Here is an 18,883-nt window from a genome sequence, read left to right as displayed (position 1 = left end):
GGCTCGCTACGCTGGAACGTCGAGTGTGCAGACCCGAGCGGCACTCGCCGGGTCGTGGGATGGAGACTTTCGCGTGCGTTTTGTGTGGGCCGTGGTGGCTTTCTTCCTCGCCGCCGCGTGCATCGGCGCGGGCATCGCCCAGCGCACGGTGTTCATGGGACCAAAGACGGCGCAGACCGAGTTCGAGGTCTCGGGCGACCTGCCGTACACCCTCATCGACGGAGCCGTGCTCGCCACCACCTCCGGCGCGCAGACGCTCGTCGTGCGCGGGTCCGACCAGGTCTTTGCCGCCTACGGGCGCACCGTCGACATGGTCGGGTGGCTGTCCGACTCCAGCTACAACCACGTGGTGCTCAGCGGGGGCAAGACCGTCGTCGAGCAGGTGGACAACACGCCCGAGGACGGGAAGGCGTCCGAGCACAACCCCGCCGTCTCCGACCTGTGGCTTGACCAGTTCGAAGAAGAGGGCGAGCTGACGCTGCCGCTGAAGCTTCCCGAGACGATGAGCATTCTCATCGCCTCGGACGGCACGGCGCCGGCCCCGTCCGACATCTCGGTCTCCACGCCCATCAGCAACTCCACGCCGTGGGCGGGTCCGCTCATGGTGCTCGGGGGGCTGTTCCTGCTCATCGGCGTCGTCTTGTGGGTGCTCGGCATCCGCCACGTCCGTCGCTCTCGAGGCCCGCGTCGCAAGGGCCTGCCGGCGCCCCCCACCGAGGCCATCGACGTCGCCGACGACGCGGCGCAGAAGGGCGTCATCAGCGCCGGCCGCCGTCGCCGCGCCATCACGACGGGCCGCCGCGGATTCGTTGTGGCGCCCGCTGTCGCGGTCTCGGCGCTGCTGTTCGGCGGCTGCTCGGCCGACGCGTGGCCCCAGTTCGGCGCCGGCGCGTCGCCCAGCCCGAGCGTGTCGGAGACCGTGATCGTGCCAGAAGGGCAGCAGCAGCCGGCGGTGACCGAGCCGCAGGCGGAGCGCATCATCGCGGAGGTGGCGGAGACGGTCGCCGAGGCGGACGAGGAGAAAGACGCCAAGGCCGCCGCACAGCGGCTGACTGGGCCCGCGCTCGCTGAGCGCGAGACGAACTACACGCTCCGCGACAAGGTCAAGGGGCAAGAGGCCCCTGCCGCGATCCCGTCCAAGCCGCTGGCGATCCTCCTTCCGCAGCAGTTCGACGGCTGGCCGCGCACGGTCATGTCGATCGTCCTCGACAAGGACGACGAGACGGTCGCCCCGACGATCATGCTCATGACGCAGGAGGACCCCTGGTCGAAATACAAGGTGAGCTACCTCGCGAACCTCGAGGCGGCCGCCGAACTGCCGCAGGTGGCGCCCGCCGACATCGGCGCGATCCAGGTGCAGCCCGACTCGCCGTTCCTCGTGATGGAGCCGGGCAAGCTCGCCAAGGCGTACGCGGACGTGCTGAACAAGGGCGAGAAGAGCACGTACGCGGCGATGTTCGACCTCGCCAACGACCACTTCCACTCCAGCGTCGCCGCTGACCGTGAAGAGCGCCTGAAGGCCTTCAACAAGACCGGGAAGAAGACCGGCGAGCTGACGTTCACGTCGAAGCCGGCCGACACGCCCCCGCTCGCCCTGGCCACGCTGGAGAGCGGCGCGATCGTGGCCGTGCACCTGCACGAGACGGACACGGTGAAGGCGACCAACGAGGACGCCGTGATCAAGCTCAAGGACAACCCGACCGTCAAGGCGCTCGCGGGAGTGTCGCAGTCGGCGACGGGGTTCACGACGACCTTCAGCGACCAGCTGTTCTTCTACGTTCCCACGCAGGGCTCGTCGGAGAAGATCCGCCTGCTCGGCTACAGTTCCAACATCCTCTCCGCGGCGGTGATCAAGAAGAAATGAGCGAGCCCCACCCCGGCGCCGTTCTGCGCGGAGCCGTCGACCTCTCCTCGCTGCGCAATCGCCCCGCGCCGGACGAGACAGCCGATGGCGCCGCGGCATCCGCGCCCTCGCTCGTGATGGATGTCACGGACGAGACGTTCCCGCAGGTGCTCGAGCTGTCGCGGACGGTTCCGGTCGTCATCGACCTGTGGGCGCAGTGGTGCGGGCCGTGCACGCAGCTGAGCCCGATCCTGGAGAAGGTCGTCGTCGAGCTCGGTGGGCGACTCGTGCTCGCCAAGGTCGACGTCGACGCCAACCCGCAGCTGTCGCAGGCGTTCCGCGCGCAGTCGATTCCGATGGTCGTGGCCCTCGTCGGCGGGCAGCCGGTGCCGCTGTTCACCGGGGCGGTTCCCGAGCAGCAGGTGCGCGAGGTGTTCGCGCAGCTGCTGCAGGTCGCTGCGCAAAACGGCGTGACCGGCACGGTGGCCGTCGACGGGGCGGAGCAGGCGGCGGATGCCGATCCGGCCGAGCCGGAGCTGCCACCGCTGCACGCCGAGGCCTTCGACGCGATCGAGGCGGGCGACTACGCCCGGGCGATCGACGCGTACGAGCGGGCGCTTGGCGAGAACCCGCACGACGCCGACGCCCGCGCGGGGCTTGCCCAGGTGCGCCTGCTGCACCGCGTGCAGAACCTCGACCTGCAGCAGGCGCGCGCCGCGGCCGCCGCCGCGCCCCTCGACTCGTCGGCCCAGTTCGCGGTGGCCGACCTGGATGTCGCGGGCGGCCACGTGGACGACGCGTTCGCCCGCCTGCTGGACCTGTTCGCAGCGCTGCCCGGCGACGAGCGCGGGCCGGTGCGCGAGCGCCTGCTCGAGCTGTTCTCGCTTGTCGGCGATGCGGACCCGCGCGTGGTGCGGGCTCGTGCGCGCCTCGCGTCCCTGCTCTTCTGACTCGAGCCGGGTCAGCTGCTGTGCTTCAGCCACAGCACGCCGAGCGGCGGCAGCACCATGGTCGCGCGCCTGTCGTCGCCGGTATGCACAGCCCCGAAGTTGCCGACCCCCGACCCGCCGTGCTGCTGCGCGTCGGAATTGAGGATCTCCCGCCACACACCGTGTTCGGGCAGCTCCAGGATGTAGTTCTCGATCGGCACGCCGGCGAAGTTGCACACGACGGCGACCGTGTTGCCATGGTGGTCGCGCCGGGCGAAGGCGATGACGTTCGGGTTCCACGTCGGGCCGCCCAGGCGCGAGAACGCCGCGCCGTCGGAGTCGCGCGCCCACAGCGCCGAGTTGTCGCGGTACACCGCGTTCAGCTCGCGCACGAACGCGAGCAGCTGCTGGTGCGCCGGCTGGTCGAGCAGCCACCAGTCGATGCTGCGCCCCTCCGACCACTCCGACAGCTGGCCGAACTCCTGCCCCATGAACAACAGGTTCTTGCCCGGGTGCCCCCACATGTACGCGAGGAACGCGCGCGTGTTCGCGAGCTTCTGCCAGTGGTCTCCCGGCATCCGCCCGAACAGGCTCCCCTTGCCGTGCACGACCTCGTCATGGCTGATCGGCAGCACGAAGTTCTCGCTGAAGGCGTACACGAACGAGAACGACAGCTCGCCCTCGTGGTAGGCGCGGTACATCGGGTCGCGCTTGATGTACTCGAGCGAGTCGTTCATCCAGCCCATGTTCCACTTGAAGCCGAACCCGAGCCCGCCGGCGCTCGTGGGGGCGGTGACGCCCGAGTAGCTGGTGGACTCCTCCGCGATCATCGCGATGCCCGGGTAGCGCTTGTACGCGGTCGCGTTCGTCTCCTGCAGGAACCCGATCGCCTCGAGGTTCTCGCGCCCGCCGTGGATGTTCGGCTCCCACTCGCCCTCGCGGCGCGAGTAATCGAGGTAGAGCATGGATGCCACGGCATCCACGCGCAGCCCGTCCACATGGAACTCCTCGAACCAGTACAGGGCGTTCGCGACGAGGAAGTTGCGCACCTCCTTGCGGCCGTAGTCGAAGATGTAGGTGCCCCAGTCCTTGTGCTCGCCACGCCGCGGGTCGGGGTGCTCGTACAGCGCCTGGCCGTCGAACCGCGCCAGCGCGAACGCGTCTTTGGGGAAGTGCCCGGGCACCCAGTCCATGATCACGCCGATGCCGGCCTGGTGCATCCGGTCGATCAGGTAGCGCAGGTCGTCGGGCGTGCCGAACCGACTGGTCGGGGCGTAGTAGCCGGTGACCTGGTAGCCCCACGACCCGCCGAACGGGTGCTCGGCCAACGGCAGGAACTCGACGTGCGTGAAGCCCTGCCCGGTCACGTAGGCGATGAGCTCGTCGGCCGCGTCGCGGTACGACAGGCCGGGCCGCCACGACCCGAAGTGCACTTCGTACGCGGCCATCGGGCGCGACACCGGCGTCGCGGTGGCGCGCGCCGACATCCATTCCCCGTCCTCCCACGCGTACGACGACTCGGTGACGATCGAGCCGGTGGCGGGGGGAACCTCGGCTTGGCGCGCCATCGGGTCGGCCTTGAGGATCCAGTGCCCGCCGCGCGTCAGGATCTCGAACTTGTAGACCGTGCCCACGCCGATGTCGGGCACGAACAGCTCCCACACCCCGGTCGAGCCGAGCGAGCGCATCGAGTGCCCCTGGCCGTCCCAGCGGTTGAAGTCGCCGACGACCCGCACGGCCTGCGCGTTGGGCGCCCACACCGTGAACGCGGTTCCCGGCACGCCGTCGCTGGAGCGCACGTGCGCGCCGAGCGCACGCCACAACTCCTCGTGCCGCCCCTCCGCGATGAGGTGCAGGTCGAGCTCGCCGATGGTGGGCAGGTGCCGGTACGAGTCGTCCGTCACGAAGTCGGGAGCGCCGTCGTACGCGGTCTCCAGCACGTACGAGCCCGCTCCGCCGTCGCGCACGCCCTCCCACACGCCGTACTTGACGTGCTGGAGGGCCACGCGCTCGCCGTCGGCGAAGACGGCGGTGACGGATGCCGCGAGCGGCCGCCGCGCGCGCACCACCCACACCGAGCGGCCCGTGCCGTCGGTGGACTCGTGCAGTCCGAGGACGTCGTGCGGGGCGTGGTGCGAGCCGCTGGAGACCCGGTTGAGCGTGACATCGTCGACGGTGCTCATCGCGACTCCTTGACGTGCAGGATGTGGGCGGGTTCGTCGAAGGCGTCCAGCCGAACGTAGTTGTGGTCGGTCCACGTCCAGCGCGACCCGGTGACGAGGTCTTCGACGAGGAACGGGGCGCCGGGCTCGACCCCCCACACGCGTGTGTCGAGGTGGACCATGGTCTGCCGAGCCGAGTGCGGGTCGACGTTGACCACGACGATGATCGTGTCGGAGCGGCCGGTCGGCGAGAACGCCGCGTCGAGGTGCTTCGAGTACACGAGGATCGCCTCGTCGTCGCTCCAGTGCGCGCTGAAGTTGCGCAACTGGCGCAGCGCGGGGTGCGAGCGGCGGATCTCGTTGAGGCGCCGCAGGTAGGGGGCCAGCGAGTCGCCGGCCGCCTCGGCGCCCTCCCAGTCGCGGAACTTGAACTCGTACTTCTCGTTGTCGATATTCTCCTCGGAGCCGGGCCGGGCGACGTTCTCGAACAGCTCGTAGCCTGCGTACACGCCGTAGGTCGGGGCGGCGGTGGCGGCGATCGCGGCGCGGATCTTGTACGCCGGGCGACCGCCGTACTGCAAGTACTCGGTGAGGATGTCGTGCGTGTTGACGAACACGTTGGGCCGCATGTAGTCGGCGGTCTCGTGCGACACCGACGTGAAGAACTCCTCAAGCTGGTCCTTCGTGTTGCGCCACGTGAAGTACGAGTAGCTCTGCTGGAAGCCGACCTGCGCGAGCGCCTGCATGACGCGCGGGCGGGTGAACGCCTCGGCGAGGAAGATCACGTCGGGGGCGTCCGCGTTCACGGTCGCGATCAGCCACTCCCAGAACTGCAGCGGCTTGGTGTGCGGGTTGTCGACGCGGAAGATCTTGATGCCGCGCTCGACCCAGTGCCGGATGACGCGGAGCATCTCCGCGTAGCTGCCCTCCGGGTCGTTGTCGAAGTTCAGGGGGTAGATGTCCTGGTACTTCTTCGGGGGGTTCTCGGCGTAGGCGATCGTGCCGTCGGGGAGCGTCGTGAACCACTCCGGGTGCTCGGCGACCCACGGGTGGTCGGGCGAGGCCTGCAGCGCGATGTCGATCGCGACTTCGAGTCCGTTCTTGCGCGCGGCGCGGATGAACGCCTGCAGGTCGGCCTCGGTGCCCAGCTCGGGGTGGATCGCGTCGTGGCCGCCGTCGGCGGCGCCGATCGCGTAGGGCGAGCCGGGGTCGCCCGGCTGCGCCTCGAGCGAGTTGTTGCGCCCCTTGCGGTTGGTCTGGCCGATGGGGTGGATGGGGACGAGATAGACGACGTCGAAGCCCATGCCGGCGACGCCGGGAAGGCGCCTCGCGGCGGTGCGGAACGTGCCGCTGACGACCGTGCCGTCCGTGCGCCGGTAGGCGCCCTCCGAGCGGGGGAAGAACTCGTACCACGCTCCGACCCCCGCCCGCTCGCGCTCGACGAGCAGCTCGTGCTCGTCGCCGAGCGTCACGAGCGACGCGAGCGGGCGCTCGGCGAAGCGGGCGCCGATCGCCGGGTCGCGCACGGTCAGCAGGGCCGTCTGGTCGTCGACGGCGGCGTCGCGCAGGCGCGCCGCGGCGGCGGCGAGCGCCGTGCGCTCGCTCTTCGGGCGAGACTTCTCCGCGGCCGCGCGATCGAACAGGAGCGCGCCCATCTCGCGCATCAGCGCCGTGTCGACCCCCGCCGCGATCTTGAGGTCGGCGGCGTGCTGCCACGTGGCGAAGTCGTCGGCGAACGCCTCGAAGCGGAACCGCCACACCCCCTCTTCGAGGACGGCGACCTCGGTGCGCCACGTGTCGAACCCGTCGCCGACGGGCGTGAGCCGGTGCAGCGACTCGTCGCCCGACGGCGAGAACAGCCGCACGTGGACGCCGATGATGTCGTGGCCTTCGCGGAAGGCTGTGGCCTGGAACGGGACAACCTCGCTGACGAACGCCTTGGGGCGGAACTTGCCGCCCGGAACCGAGGGCCCGAGGGCCGTCACCGGGATGCGGCCGGTCGCCGTCGGCGGGGAGGACCGCCAGGGCGCGGCGGGGCGCACGGGAATTGCTGTGGCGCTTCGCCAAAGCGGGGGCGCGGGACGTTTCTGCTGTGCGGGGGCCACGTGTCGAACCTACAACGAGCGCGGGCCGGGTTGCAGGCTCACTCGGCGCGGAACAGATGCATCGAGGCTCCGGGGATCGAGAGCGTGTCTCCTGGCGCGTGCGCGGCGCGTGTGTGCGCCGGCCGTTCTTCGGCGCTGGACCACAGCGACGCGAAACGCTCGACGCCGTCGATCGCGGGCAGCGTGACCTCGATCGGGCTCTCGTTGCCGTGCACGACCAGCAGGACGCGGTTGAACGCCTCCAACTCGGGAGTGGATGCCGCCACGTACTGCAGCGTGCGGTGCGCCGGGTTGGTCCACCGGTCGCTGGACATCGTCTCGCCGTTCTCGTCGAACCAGTCCATCACCGACGCGCTGGGCACGCGCTCGCCTTCGTGCGCGAAGCGGATGGGGCGCAGTGCCGGGTTCTCCTGGCGCACCCGGATGAGCGTGCGCACGTGCTCGGCGAGGTCGTCGCGCCACTGCTCGTGCTCCCACGACAGCCACGTCAACGGCGAGTCGTGGCAGTACGCGTTGTTGTTCCCGCGCTGCGACCGGGCGAACTCGTCGCCGGCGGTGAGCATCGGGATGCCCGAGGACAGCAGCAGCGTGCCGAGCAGGTTGCGCATCGCCTTGCGGCGTGTGGCGAGGATGTGCTCGTCGGTCGTGGGGCCCTCCGCGCCGTGGTTGAACGAGCGGTTCGTGTCGGCTCCGTCGCGGTTGTGCTCGCTGTTGGACAGGTTGTGCTTGACGTCGTACGAGACCAGGTCGTGCAGCGTGAACCCGTCGTGCGCGGTCACGAAGTTGACGCTCGCCAGCGGCCCGCGCTCGGCGCTGAACGTGTTCGCCGAGCCGGCCAGCCGCGTCGCGAACCCTCCGACGCCCACCGGCGCGGTGGAGGCGCGGCGGGCGTAGTCGACGTCGCTCAGCCAGAAGTTGCGCACCCGGTCGCGGTAGCGGTCGTTCCACTCGCTCCAGCCCGGTCCGAAGTTGCCGGTCTGCCAGCCGCCGAGGCCGACATCCCACGGCTCGGCGATGCGCTTGACCCCGGCCAGCACCGGGTCGTCGACGATCGCGCGCAGCAGCGGGTGGTCGGGCGTGAACACGTGGTGCTCGTCGCGCCCCAGCGTGGTGGCGAGGTCGAAGCGGAAGCCGTCGACTTGGCAGTCCTCGGCCCAGTAGCGCAGCGAGTCGAGCACGAGGCGCGCTGCGGCATCCGTCGCCGTGTTCAGCGAGTTGCCGCATCCTGTGACGTCGATGTACTGGCCGTCGTCGGTCTGCCGGTAGTACCGGCGGTTGTCGATGCCGCGCAGGCTCGTGCGGGGTCCGCCGATGCCCTCTTCCGCGGTGTGGTTGTAGACGACGTCGAGGATGACCTCCAGCCCCGCCTCGTGGAAGAGCTTGACCATGCCCTTGAACTCGCGCAGCACGGCTTCCGCGCCCTCCCGGCGGTTCGCCTCGGACGCGTAGCCGGCGTGCGGCGAGAAGAAGCTCAGGGTGTTGTAGCCCCAGTAGTTGCTGAGGCCATGCTGGAGCAGGCGGGGCTCGGAGGCGAAGGCGTGCACGGGGAGCAGCTCGACGCTGGTGACCCCGAGGCCGACGAGGTGCTCGATCATCGCCGGGTGGGCAAGGCCGGCGTACGTGCCGTGCAGGGCGGGCGGGATGTCGGGATGCCGCTTCGTGAGCCCCTTGACATGGCCCTCGTAGAGGATCGTGCGATCGAGCGGGATGGCGGGCTTGCGCACCCCGCCCCAGTCGAACGAGCCGTCGACCACGACCGAGCGCCAGTCCTCGAAACCGCCGCTGGCAAGGCCACGCGTGTACGGCTCGAGCAGCAGCGAGCGCGGGTTGAACATGTTGCCGGGCCCGTGCGGGCCCGCGACGCGGATCGCGTAGCGCACGCCCGGCGCGAGGCGGGGCGTCGTCGTCTGCCACACGCCGGACGGCGACGCCTGGAGCGGGATCGCCTCGACGATCCAGTCGAGGTCGGTGTCGTCGAAGATGAGCAGCTCGATGGCGTCGGCGTTCTCGGACCACACGCGCAGCGTTCCCCCGTCCGGACCCAGCCGCACGCCGAGGTCGTCGAGGTCGGGGCTGAGCAGCCCAGCGGTGTGCAGGCCGGCCGTTCGGGTGACGGGCTCGGGAGACAGCATGCGTCCTACAGTAGTTGCGACGGCGGCACGACACACACGACACGGACGGGGCTCGGATGACGGTCTACCTCGACCACGCCGCGACCACGCCGCTGCGCGAAGAGGCGCGCGAGGCGTGGCTGGCCGCTGCGGAGGCGGCGGGCAACCCGTCGTCGATCCACGGCGCGGGCCAGCACGCGCGGCGGCTGCTCGAGGACGCCCGCGAGCGGCTGGCCGCGGCGGCCGACTGCCACCCCACCGAGATCGTCTTCACCTCCGGCGGCACCGAGTCGGCGAACCTCGCGATCCAGGGGCTGTGGTCGGCGCGCCGGTTGGGCGCCGACGCCATCGTGCTGCCCGACGGCGAGCACCACGCGACGCTCGACACGGTCGCGTGGCTCGCGGAGCACGCCGGGGCGATGGTGCGGGGGGTCGGCCTGGCGGCGGACGGCGGCATCCTGCCCGACGCGTTCGGCGCCGCGCTGCCGGGGGCGGCGCTGGCCACCGCGCTGGTCGCGAACAACGAAGTGGGAACCGTGAACGCGGTGGGGCTGCTCGCGTCGCTCGCGTCCGCCGCATCCGTTCCCCTGCATCTTGACGCCGTGGGCGCGTTCGGGCACGTGCCGGTGTCGTTCCGCGCGCTGCGGGCCGAGCCGGGCCAGGGCGGGCTGGTGGCGATGAGCCTGTCGGCGCACAAGCTCGGCGGGCCCGTGGGCGCCGGCGCGCTCGTCGTCGCGCGCGAGGCGCGGCTGCATCCGATCCTGCACGGTGGCGGGCAGCAGCGCGGGCTGCGGCCGGGCACCGAGGATGTCGCCGGCGCCGTGGCGTTCGCGGTGGCCGCGGAGCTGGCGGTCGCGGAGTTGGCGGGCGAGGCGGAGCGGCTGCGCGCGCTGCGCGACCGGCTGGTCTCCGGCGTGCGGGGCGCCGTGCCCGGCGCCGTGCTGCTCGGCGACCCGGATGGCCGGCTGCCCGGCAACGCGCACGTGCTGTTCCCCGGCGCGGCCGGGGAGACGCTGCTGTTCCTCCTCGACCAGGAGGGCATCGCCGTCTCGACGGGCTCGGCGTGCCAGGCCGGAGTGCCCGAGCCGTCGCACGTCGTGCGGGCGATGGGCAGGACGGATGCCGAGGCCCGCCAAGTGCTGCGCCTCACGCTCGGCCGCACGTCCACCGCCGCCGACGTCGACGCGCTGCTGGCCGCACTGCCGGCGGCCGTCGAGCGGGCGCGCGCCGCCTCGGCGCGCTGAACCGGGCGCTGCTCCTGGGCGCGCCCCGCGAAGGTTTGCCCAGATCAGGAGATTTCGCGTGGTCAGGACGTTTTTGCGCCAGATCGTCCTGACTGCGCGAGATCAGGAGATTTCGGTGAGGCGGGGAGGGATGGCGGGCGCCCACCCGCGTCTCCGGCGCCGCTCGTAGACTGGTCGGATGCGAGTTCTGGCGGCGATGAGCGGTGGAGTCGACTCCGCCGTCGCGGCCGCGCGGGCCGTGGAGGCGGGGCACGACGTCGTGGGCGTGCACCTCGCGCTGTCGCGCGCGGGCGGCACGCTGCGCACCGGGAGCCGCGGCTGCTGCACGATCGAGGACGCGATGGACGCCCGTCGCGCGGCGGACCGCCTCGGCATCCCGTTCTACGTGTGGGACTTCTCCGAGCGCTTCCGCGACGACGTGATCGACGACTTCGTCGCGGAGTACCGCGCCGGGCGCACCCCGAACCCGTGCATGCGCTGCAACGAGCGGATCAAGTTCGCCGCGCTGCTCGAGCGCGCGCTCGAGCTCGGCTTCGACGCGGTGTGCACCGGGCACTACGCGACGCTCGTCGACGGGCCGCACGGGCTCGAGCTGCATCGCGCGTCGGACGCGGCGAAAGACCAGTCCTACGTGCTCGGCGTGCTGACGGCCGGGCAGCTCGCGCACACGCTGTTCCCGCTCGGGTCGACGCCGTCGAAGGCGCTCGTGCGCGCGGAGGCGGAGGCGCGCGGGCTGAGTGTCGCCCTCAAGCCCGACAGCCACGACATCTGCTTCATCCCCGACGGCGACACCCGCGGCTGGCTGGCTGAGCGTGTCGGAGCTGAGCGCGGCGACATCCTCGACCGCTCCGGCGCCGTGGTGGGCTCCCACGAAGGCGCGCACGCCTTCACGGTGGGGCAGCGCCGCGGCCTGCAGCTTGGCGTCCCCGCCTCCGATGGCAAGCCGCGGTTCGTGCTCGAAGTGCGCCCCGTCTCGAACACTGTCGTGGTCGGGCCGAAGGAGGCACTCGCCACGGCAGAGATCTCGGGCGAGCGGTACTCGTGGGCGGGGCAGGCGCCGGAGCACGGCGAGTTCGCGTGCGACGTGCAGATTCGCGCGCACGCCGACCCCGCTCCCGCCGTCGCGGTGCTCGACGACCGCGGCGTCACGGTGCGCCCACGGCATCCCTTCGACGGAGTCGCTCCCGGGCAGACCGCCGTCCTCTACGACGGCACGCGCGTCATCGGCCAGTTCACAATCGATCGCACTGTCTCCGCCGTTCCCGCGGGCGTCTGAGCCATGTCGGACGCCCTGCCTAGACTGACGGAGTGACGCAAGCCGCACTGACAGTGGATGCCGCGCGGGCCGAGGCCGATCAGCTGACCGCTCGCATCCTCGAGGCGAAGGACGCCTACTACGGCCGTGACACCTCGGTAGTCGACGATGCCACCTACGACGGCTGGATGCGGCGGCTCGAAGAGCTGGAGCGACTGCACCCGCAGCTGCGAGGGCAGGACTCGCCGACGCAGCTCGTCGGCGCCGCCGGGGCGACGGGGCTGGCGACCATCGGGCACGCAGAGCGGATGCTCAGCCTCGACAACGTCTTCTCGATCGACGAGCTGCGAGAGTGGGCGGCCAAGGCCGAGCTCGCCGCCGGCCGCGAGGTCGCTTGGCTCACCGAGCTCAAGATCGACGGGCTAGCGATCAGCCTCCGTTACGAGAACGGGGTGCTCACCTCGGCCGCGACCCGCGGCGACGGCCGGGTCGGCGAGGTCGTCACCGAGAACGCGCTCCGGCTCGCCGACATCCCGGAACGGCTGAGCGGGTCGGGGCATCCGCCGCTCATGGAGGTGCGCGGCGAGGTGTTCATTCCCGTCGCCGCCTTCGAAGAGCTCAACGCCTTCCAGGCGGTCTGCCGCGAGCGCGTCGTCGACGAGGCCCGCGAACGGTGGGCCGCCAAGGGCGGCGACAAGCCGTTCGACGTCGACCGCGCCGCCACGTCCGCGGCTCGCCGCTTCCCCGCCTTCGCCAACCCGCGCAACGCCGCCAGCGGCGGGCTGCGGCAGCAGCTGGACAAGAAGCACGGGCTCGAGCGCGAGGCGGGGCTCAAGCGCGTCGACGCGCTTCGGCTCTACGTGCACGGCATCGGCGCGTGGCCCGCGCCGCCGGTTTCGGCGCAGAGCGAGGTCTACGACCTGCTCGCTGGCTGGGGCCTCCCCGTGAGCCCCTACACGCGGGTCTGCCACGGCGTCGACGAGGTCGTGGCGTTCGTCGAGCACTACGGGGAGCACCGCCACGACGTCGCGCACGAGCTCGACGGGATCGTGGTCAAGGTCGACGAGCTGGCGCTGCATCCCGAGCTCGGGGCGACCAGTCGCGCGCCGCGCTGGGCGATCGCCTACAAATACCCGCCGGAGGAGGTGCAGACCCGCCTGCTCGACATCGTCGTGTCGGTCGGCCGCACCGGCCGGGCGACGCCGTTCGCGGTGATGGAGCCGGCGCACGTGTCGGGCAGTGTCGTGCGCCAGGCGACGCTGCACAACCAGGACGTCGTCAAGGCCAAGGGCGTGCTCATCGGCGACACCGTCGTGCTCCGCAAGGCCGGCGACGTGATCCCGGAAGTGCTGGGCCCGGTCGTCGACAAGCGCGACGGCACCGAGCGCGAGTTCGTGATGCCGGAGCGCTGCCCCGAGTGCGGCACGCCGCTGCGCCCCATGAAAGAGGGCGACATCGACTTGCGGTGCCCGAACGCACGATCGTGCCCCGCCCAGGTGCGGGGCCGGGTCGAGCACATCGGATCCCGAGGCGCGCTCGACATCGAGGCGCTCGGCGAGGTGACCGCCGCCGCCCTGACGCAGGCCGAGCCGCCGTCGGTCGCGCCGCTGGAGACGGAGGCCGGACTGTTCGCACTCACCCTCGACGAGCTCGTGCCGATCGAGGTGGTCGTTCGCGACGCGGAGACCGGTCTTCCGAAGCAGGATGACGACGGACTCGTCAAGACGCGTTCCCCCTTCCGCAGGAACCCCAGCGCTCTGGAGAAGAAGGAGGGGCTGGAGGGGCCGCAGCCTTCTTCGCAGGCCGTGAAGCTTCTCGCCGAACTGGAGAAGGCGAAGACGAAGGAGCTGTGGCGGCTGCTGGTCTCTCTCAACATCCGCCACGTCGGCCCCGTCGCGGCGCGCGCGCTGGCGCAGTGGTTCGGCTCGCTCGACGCGATCCGCGAAGCGAGCCGCGAGGAGTTGGCGGCGGTCGAGGGCGTGGGCGGCATCATCGCCGACTCGCTGCGGGACTGGTTCGACGTCGACTGGCACCAGGAGATCGTGGAGCGCTGGAACCAGGCCGGCGTGCAGTGGGCGACGCCGGGGCACCCCGGGCCGGGCGGCGCCGTGGTCGCCGGCGGCGTGCTCGAGGGGCTCACGGTCGTGGCGACCGGGTCGCTCGAGGGATACACGCGCGAGGGCGCTCAGGAGGCGATCATCGCGGCGGGCGGGAAGGCGGCATCCAGCGTCTCGAAGAAGACCGACTTCGTCGCCGCCGGGCCCGGCGCGGGCTCCAAGCTCGCGAAGGCGGAGGCGCTCGGCGTGCGCATCGTCGACGCGGCGGGGTTCAAGATCCTCGTCGAGCAGGGGCCGGCAGCGCTCGAGGCTCTCGACGAGGATGCCGGGTGAGGCTGCCGCGCGGAGCGTTGAACGCGCGCCCGTAGACTTGTGCGGTGTCTGAAATCACCCCCGATCTCGTGCGCCATCTCGGCGTGCTCGCCCGGATACAGCTGACCGACGAGGAGGTCGAGCGGCTCACCGGCCAGCTCGACGTCATCGTCGACAACATCGCGAAGGTGTCGGAGGTGGCCACCCCCGACGTGCCGGCGACGAGCCATCCGATCCCGATGGAGAACGTCTTCCGGCCTGACGAGCCGGGCGAGACCCTGACGCTCGAGCAGGCGCTTCGCAATGCCCCGGATGCCGCGGACGACCGCTTCCGCGTGACGGCGATCCTGGGGGAGGAGCAGTGAGCGACCTGACGCGGCTCGACGCCGCCGCGCTCGCCGCGCGGCTGGCGGCCGGAGACGTCTCGAGCGTCGAGGCCACACAGGCCCACCTCGACCGCATCGCCGCCGTCGATGGCGACGTGCACGCGTTTCTGCACGTGAGCGACCACGCGCTCGAGGCCGCCGCCGACATCGACCGCCGCCGCGCCGCCGGCGAGGAGCTCGGCCCGGTCGCCGGCGTGCCGCTCGCGATCAAGGACGTGCTCGTCACGACCGACATGCCCTCCACGAGCGGCTCCCGCATCCTCGAGGGGTACATGTCGCCGGTCGACGCGACCGTCGTCGCGCGCTCGCGCGCGGCCGGCCTCGTCCCGCTCGGCAAGACCAACATGGACGAGTTCGCGATGGGCTCGTCGACCGAGCACTCCGCGTACGGCCCGACCCGCAACCCGTGGGACCTCGACCGCATCCCCGGCGGCTCCGGGGGCGGCTCCGCGGCCGCGGTGGCCGCCTTCGAGGCGCCGCTCGCGCTCGGCTCCGACACCGGGGGGTCGATCCGCCAGCCCGCGCACGTCACGGGCACGGTCGGCGTCAAGCCCACCTACGGCGGCGTCAGCCGCTTCGGCGCGATCGCGCTCGCGTCGAGCCTCGACCAGGTCGGCCCGGTCACCCGCACCGTGCTCGACGCGGGGCTGCTGCACGACGTGATCGGCGGCCACGACCCGCACGACTCGACGTCGCTCGCCGAGCCCTGGCCCTCCTTCGCCGACGCCGCGCGCGAGGGCGCTCGCGGCGACGTGCTGAGGGGGCTGCGGGTCGGCGTCGTGCGGGAGCTGCCCGACAGCGGCTTCCAGGCCGGCGTCTCGGCATCCTTCCACGGCGCGCTGGAGGCGATGCAGGCGCACGGCGCCGAGATCGTCGAGATCAGCGCGCCGCACTTCGAGTACGGGGTCGCGGCGTACTACCTGATCCTGCCGGCCGAGGCATCCAGCAACCTCGCGAAGTTCGACTCGGTGCGCTTCGGCCTGCGCGTCGACGTGCCCGGCGGCACCGTCGAGGAGGTCATGGGCGCCACGCGCGAAGCCGGCTTCGGCGACGAGGTGAAGCGCCGCATCATCCTCGGCACGTACGCGCTGAGCGCCGGCTACTACGACGCCTACTACGGCTCCGCGCAGAAGGTGCGCACGCTCATCCAGCGTGACTTCGCCGCGGCGTTCGAGCGAGTGGATGTCATCGCCACACCGTCCGCGCCGACGACGGCGTTCCGCCTCGGCGAGAAGATCGACGACCCGCTGCAGATGTACCTCAACGACGTCACGACGATCCCGGCGAACCTCGCTGGCGTCCCGGGCATCTCGATCCCGTCGGGCCTGGCCGCCGAGGACGGGCTGCCTGTCGGCATCCAGTTCCTCGCGCCGGCTCGCGAGGACGCGCGGCTCTACCGGGTGGGCGCGGCGTTGGAGGCCGTGCTCCTGGACGAGCGGGGCGGGCCGTTGCTCGATCGGGCCCCGGCCCTTCAACCCTTCGACAAGCTCAGGGCAGGCGCTGCCCGGCAGACGGCGGAAGGGGTGCGGTGATGGCCAAGGACAAGCTGATGGACTTCGATCGCGCGCTCGAGCTGTTCGAGCCCGTGCTGGGATTCGAGGTGCACGTCGAGCTGAACACCCGGACGAAGATGTTCTCGTCCGCCGGCAACCCGGCCCATCCCGACAACCACGACGCGGCGCCGAACACGCTCGTCGCGCCGGTGGACATGGGGCTGCCCGGCTCGCTCCCGGTCGTCAACGAGGCGGCGGTGCGCCACTCGATCAGCCTGGGCCTCGCGCTCGGCTGCGAGATCGCGCCATCCAGCCGCTTCGCGCGCAAGAACTACTTCTACCCCGACCTGGGCAAGAACTACCAGATCTCGCAGTACGACGAGCCGATCGCGTTCGAGGGCCAGGTCGAGGTCGAGCTCGGCGACGGCACGATTGTCGCCGTGCCGATCGAGCGCGCGCACATGGAAGAGGATGCCGGAAAGCTCACCCACCTCGGCGGGTCGACCGGGCGCATCCAGGGCGCCGAGTACTCCCTCGTGGACTACAACCGTGCCGGCGTGCCGCTCGTGGAGATCGTGACGAAGCCGATCTTCGGTACGGAGGAGCGCGCCCCCGAGGTGGCGAAGGCGTACGTCGCCGCGATCCGCGACATCGTCCGGGCCCTCGGCATCTCGGAGGCGCGGATGGAGCGCGGCAACCTCCGCTGCGACGCCAACGTGTCGTTGCGCCCGCGCGGGCAAGACAAGCTCGGCACGCGCACCGAGACGAAGAACGTCAACTCGATGCGCTCGGTCGAGCGCGCCGTGCGGTACGAGATCCAGCGGCAGGCGGCGATCCTCGCTGACGGTGGCGTCATCACGCAGGAGACCCGGCACTGGCACGAGGACACCGGCACGACCTCTCCCGGCCGGCCGAAGTCGGACGCGGACGACTACCGGTACTTCCCCGAGCCCGACCTGCTGCCGGTCGCGCCGTCCGCCGCGCTGGTCGACGAGCTGCGCGCGGCGCTGCCCGAGCCACCCGCCGCCCGCCGTCGCCGGCTCAAGGCCGAATGGGGCTTCACGGGCCTCGAGTTCCAGGACGTCGTCAACGGCGGCCTGCTCGCCGAGGTCGAGGCGACCGTCGCGGCCGGCGCGTCGCCGGCATCCGCCCGCAAGTGGTGGACGGGCGAGCTGACGCGCATCGCGAACGCCGCGGGACGAGAACCGGCCGACCTCGTCGCGCCCGCCGATGTGGCGGCGCTGCAGAAGCTCGTCGACGCGGGAACGCTCACCGACAAGCTGGCCCGCCAGGTGCTCGAGGGCATGGTGGCGGGCGAGGGCTCGCCGCAGGAGATCGTCGACGCCCGCGGGCTCGCTGTCGTGTCCGACGACGGGGCGCTCATCGCCGCGATCGACGAGGCTCTGGCCGCCCAGCCCGACGTGCTGGAGAAGATCCGCGACGGCAAGGTGCAGGCCGCAGGCGCGATCATCGGCGCCGTGATGAAGGCGATGCGCGGCCAGGCGGACGCCGCGCGGGTGCGCGAGCTCATCCTCGAGCGCGCCGCCCGGTAGCCCTTCCGCCCCCCGCCCTCCGCGAGAGAACAGCTGGTCGCCGAGAGACAGGCAACCTCCCTACCTCTCGGCGACCACGTGTTCTCTCGCGGGAAGGGACGGGGCGCGGCGAGGGGTCGGGATGTCGGCGGGGGAGGTGACAATGGGAGCGTGGGACGCGGCGACGGGACAGGACGCCTGGTGTCGCCGGACGACGCGGACGACACCGGCGCCGGCATCCTGCACGTCGACATGGACGCGTTCTACGCGTCGGTGGAGGTCCTCGACGACCCGCGCTTGAAGGGCAAGCCGGTCATCGTCGGGGCCGTGGAGGGCCGCGGCGTCGTCTCCAGCGCAACCTATGAGGCGCGCCGGTTCGGGGTGCGCTCGGCGATGCCGGTGTCGCAGGCGCTGCGCCTGTGCCCGAACGCCATCACCGTCGCGCCGCACTTCGAGCGCTACCTCGAGATGTCGGCGCGCGTGATGCGCATCTTCCGCGAGACGACGCCCCTCGTCGAGCCTCTCTCGATCGACGAGGCGTTCCTCGACGTGCGCGGCGCGCGGCGGCTGCTGGGCAGCCCCGGCGAGATCGCGAGGATGCTGCGCCGCCGCGTGCAGGACGAGACCGGCCTGACCGCGAGCGTCGGAGCGGCCGCGACCAAGCACGTCGCGAAGATGGCGTCGACGATCAGCAAGCCCGACGGGCTGCTCGTCGTCGCCGAGCACGACACGGCGGCGTTCCTCGCCGAGCGGCCGGTGCGAGCGCTGTGGGGAGTCGGCCCGAAGAGCGCCGACGCGCTGGAGTCGCGCGGCATCCACACGGTCGCCGACATCCTGCGCACGCCGCGGCCGGTCCTCGAGCGCGTGCTGGGCGCGGCGATGGGCGACCGCGTCTGGCGCCTGAGCCGCGGCATCGACGCGCGCGAGGTCGAGACCGACCGGGTGGAGAAGAGCATCGGGCACGAGGAGACGTTCCACGACGACATCGCGGACCCGGCGATTCTCAAAGCCGAACTGCTGCGGCTCGCCGACCGCGTCGCGGCGCGGCTGCGCGAGCACGCGTGGGAGGCGCGCACCGTCGCGATCAAGGTGCGTTTCGCGGACTTCACGACGTTCACCCGCGCGCAGACGCTGCCCGAGCCGACCGCCGTCGGCCAACGCATCGGCGCGGCCGCCCGCGACTTGCTCGACGCGCTGGGCGTGCAGATGCCCGTGCGCCTGGTCGGCGTGCGCGCCGAGAACCTCGTGCCCGCCGGCGCGGGCGGCGCGGCCCTGTGGGACGACGACGAGGAGTGGCGCCGTGTCGAGGGCGCCCTCGACGGCGCGGCGGCGCGATTCGGCCGCGGCGCCGTGACTCGGGCAGCCTTCCTGAAGGGCGGCCGCTCGATCGACGCGCTGCCGTCGAACCCGCCCGTTCCCCCACAGCGCCGTGACGGAGGCGGTGCGTGACCGCG

At 71.7% G+C, this 18,883-nt stretch carries 12 protein-coding genes; 9 read left to right on the top strand and 3 right to left on the bottom strand.

Annotation, left to right across the window (positions count from 1 at the left end; translation table 11 throughout):
* Positions 1-73 precede the first annotated feature (73 nt).
* Together QM611_RS05935 and QM611_RS05930 are read left to right on the top strand one after the other, a co-directional pair.
* Positions 74-1,864 (top strand): glycosyl transferase, encoded by a 1,791-nt coding sequence (locus tag QM611_RS05935; RefSeq protein ID WP_415078981.1) that lies wholly within the window; start codon positions 74-76, stop codon positions 1,862-1,864.
* Complete coding sequence (locus tag QM611_RS05930; RefSeq protein WP_415078980.1) at positions 1,861-2,793, top strand: tetratricopeptide repeat protein; 933 nt, start codon at positions 1,861-1,863, stop codon at positions 2,791-2,793. Before QM611_RS05935 ends, QM611_RS05930 begins: the two co-directional genes overlap by 4 nt.
* 11 nt (positions 2,794-2,804) lie before the next feature.
* Here QM611_RS05930 and glgB read toward each other — a convergent pair whose 3' ends face one another.
* The 3 genes from glgB to glgX form a co-directional block, all read right to left on the bottom strand.
* The gene (glgB, locus tag QM611_RS05925; protein WP_415078979.1) at positions 2,805-4,955 is read right to left on the bottom strand and encodes a 1,4-alpha-glucan branching protein GlgB; all 2,151 of its coding nucleotides are present in this window, start codon (positions 4,953-4,955) and stop codon (positions 2,805-2,807) included.
* Entirely contained in the window at positions 4,952-6,982 is a 2,031-nt protein-coding gene (locus QM611_RS05920) for a maltotransferase domain-containing protein (protein WP_415078994.1), read from the bottom strand. The genes glgB and QM611_RS05920 overlap by 4 nt, the downstream gene beginning before the upstream one ends.
* A 95-nt stretch (positions 6,983-7,077) precedes the next feature.
* A complete protein-coding gene (gene glgX / locus QM611_RS05915) occupies positions 7,078-9,171 on the bottom strand; it encodes a glycogen debranching protein GlgX (RefSeq protein WP_415078978.1) in 2,094 nt (697 codons plus the stop codon).
* 56 nt (positions 9,172-9,227) lie between these two features.
* Between glgX and QM611_RS05910 the strand changes: the two genes are divergently transcribed.
* The 7 genes from QM611_RS05910 (at position 9,228) to QM611_RS05880 (ending at position 18,878) form a co-directional block, all read left to right on the top strand.
* Positions 9,228-10,394, top strand: coding sequence for a cysteine desulfurase family protein (locus QM611_RS05910; RefSeq protein ID WP_415078977.1), 1,167 nt, complete (start codon positions 9,228-9,230; stop codon positions 10,392-10,394).
* Positions 10,395-10,572: 178 nt separating this feature from the next.
* Positions 10,573-11,670 (top strand): tRNA 2-thiouridine(34) synthase MnmA, encoded by a 1,098-nt coding sequence (gene mnmA / locus QM611_RS05905; protein ID WP_415078976.1) that lies wholly within the window; start codon positions 10,573-10,575, stop codon positions 11,668-11,670.
* Positions 11,671-11,837: 167 nt separating this feature from the next.
* On the top strand, positions 11,838-14,039 hold the full coding sequence (ligA, locus tag QM611_RS05900; protein WP_415078993.1) for an NAD-dependent DNA ligase LigA: 2,202 nt from the start codon (positions 11,838-11,840) through the stop codon (positions 14,037-14,039).
* A 44-nt stretch (positions 14,040-14,083) separates the two neighbouring features.
* On the top strand, positions 14,084-14,383 hold the full coding sequence (gene gatC, locus QM611_RS05895) for an Asp-tRNA(Asn)/Glu-tRNA(Gln) amidotransferase subunit GatC (protein ID WP_415078975.1): 300 nt from the start codon (positions 14,084-14,086) through the stop codon (positions 14,381-14,383).
* On the top strand, positions 14,380-15,936 hold the full coding sequence (gene gatA / locus QM611_RS05890) for an Asp-tRNA(Asn)/Glu-tRNA(Gln) amidotransferase subunit GatA (RefSeq protein WP_415078974.1): 1,557 nt from the start codon (positions 14,380-14,382) through the stop codon (positions 15,934-15,936). Before gatC ends, gatA begins: the two co-directional genes overlap by 4 nt.
* Complete coding sequence (gatB, locus tag QM611_RS05885; RefSeq protein WP_415078973.1) at positions 15,936-17,450, top strand: Asp-tRNA(Asn)/Glu-tRNA(Gln) amidotransferase subunit GatB; 1,515 nt, start codon at positions 15,936-15,938, stop codon at positions 17,448-17,450. Before gatA ends, gatB begins: the two co-directional genes overlap by 1 nt.
* A 150-nt stretch (positions 17,451-17,600) precedes the next feature.
* Positions 17,601-18,878: a DNA polymerase IV gene (locus tag QM611_RS05880; protein ID WP_415078972.1), complete on the top strand. Its 1,278-nt coding sequence runs from the start codon at positions 17,601-17,603 to the stop codon at positions 18,876-18,878.
* Positions 18,879-18,883: the final 5 nt, after the last annotated feature.

It is taken from the genome of Microbacterium sp. (assembly GCF_047606685.1).
GTDB lineage: Bacteria > Actinomycetota > Actinomycetes > Actinomycetales > Microbacteriaceae > Microbacterium.
Note: the sequence above shows the minus strand (reverse complement) of the source record. Positions and strands in the feature narration are given on the sequence as shown.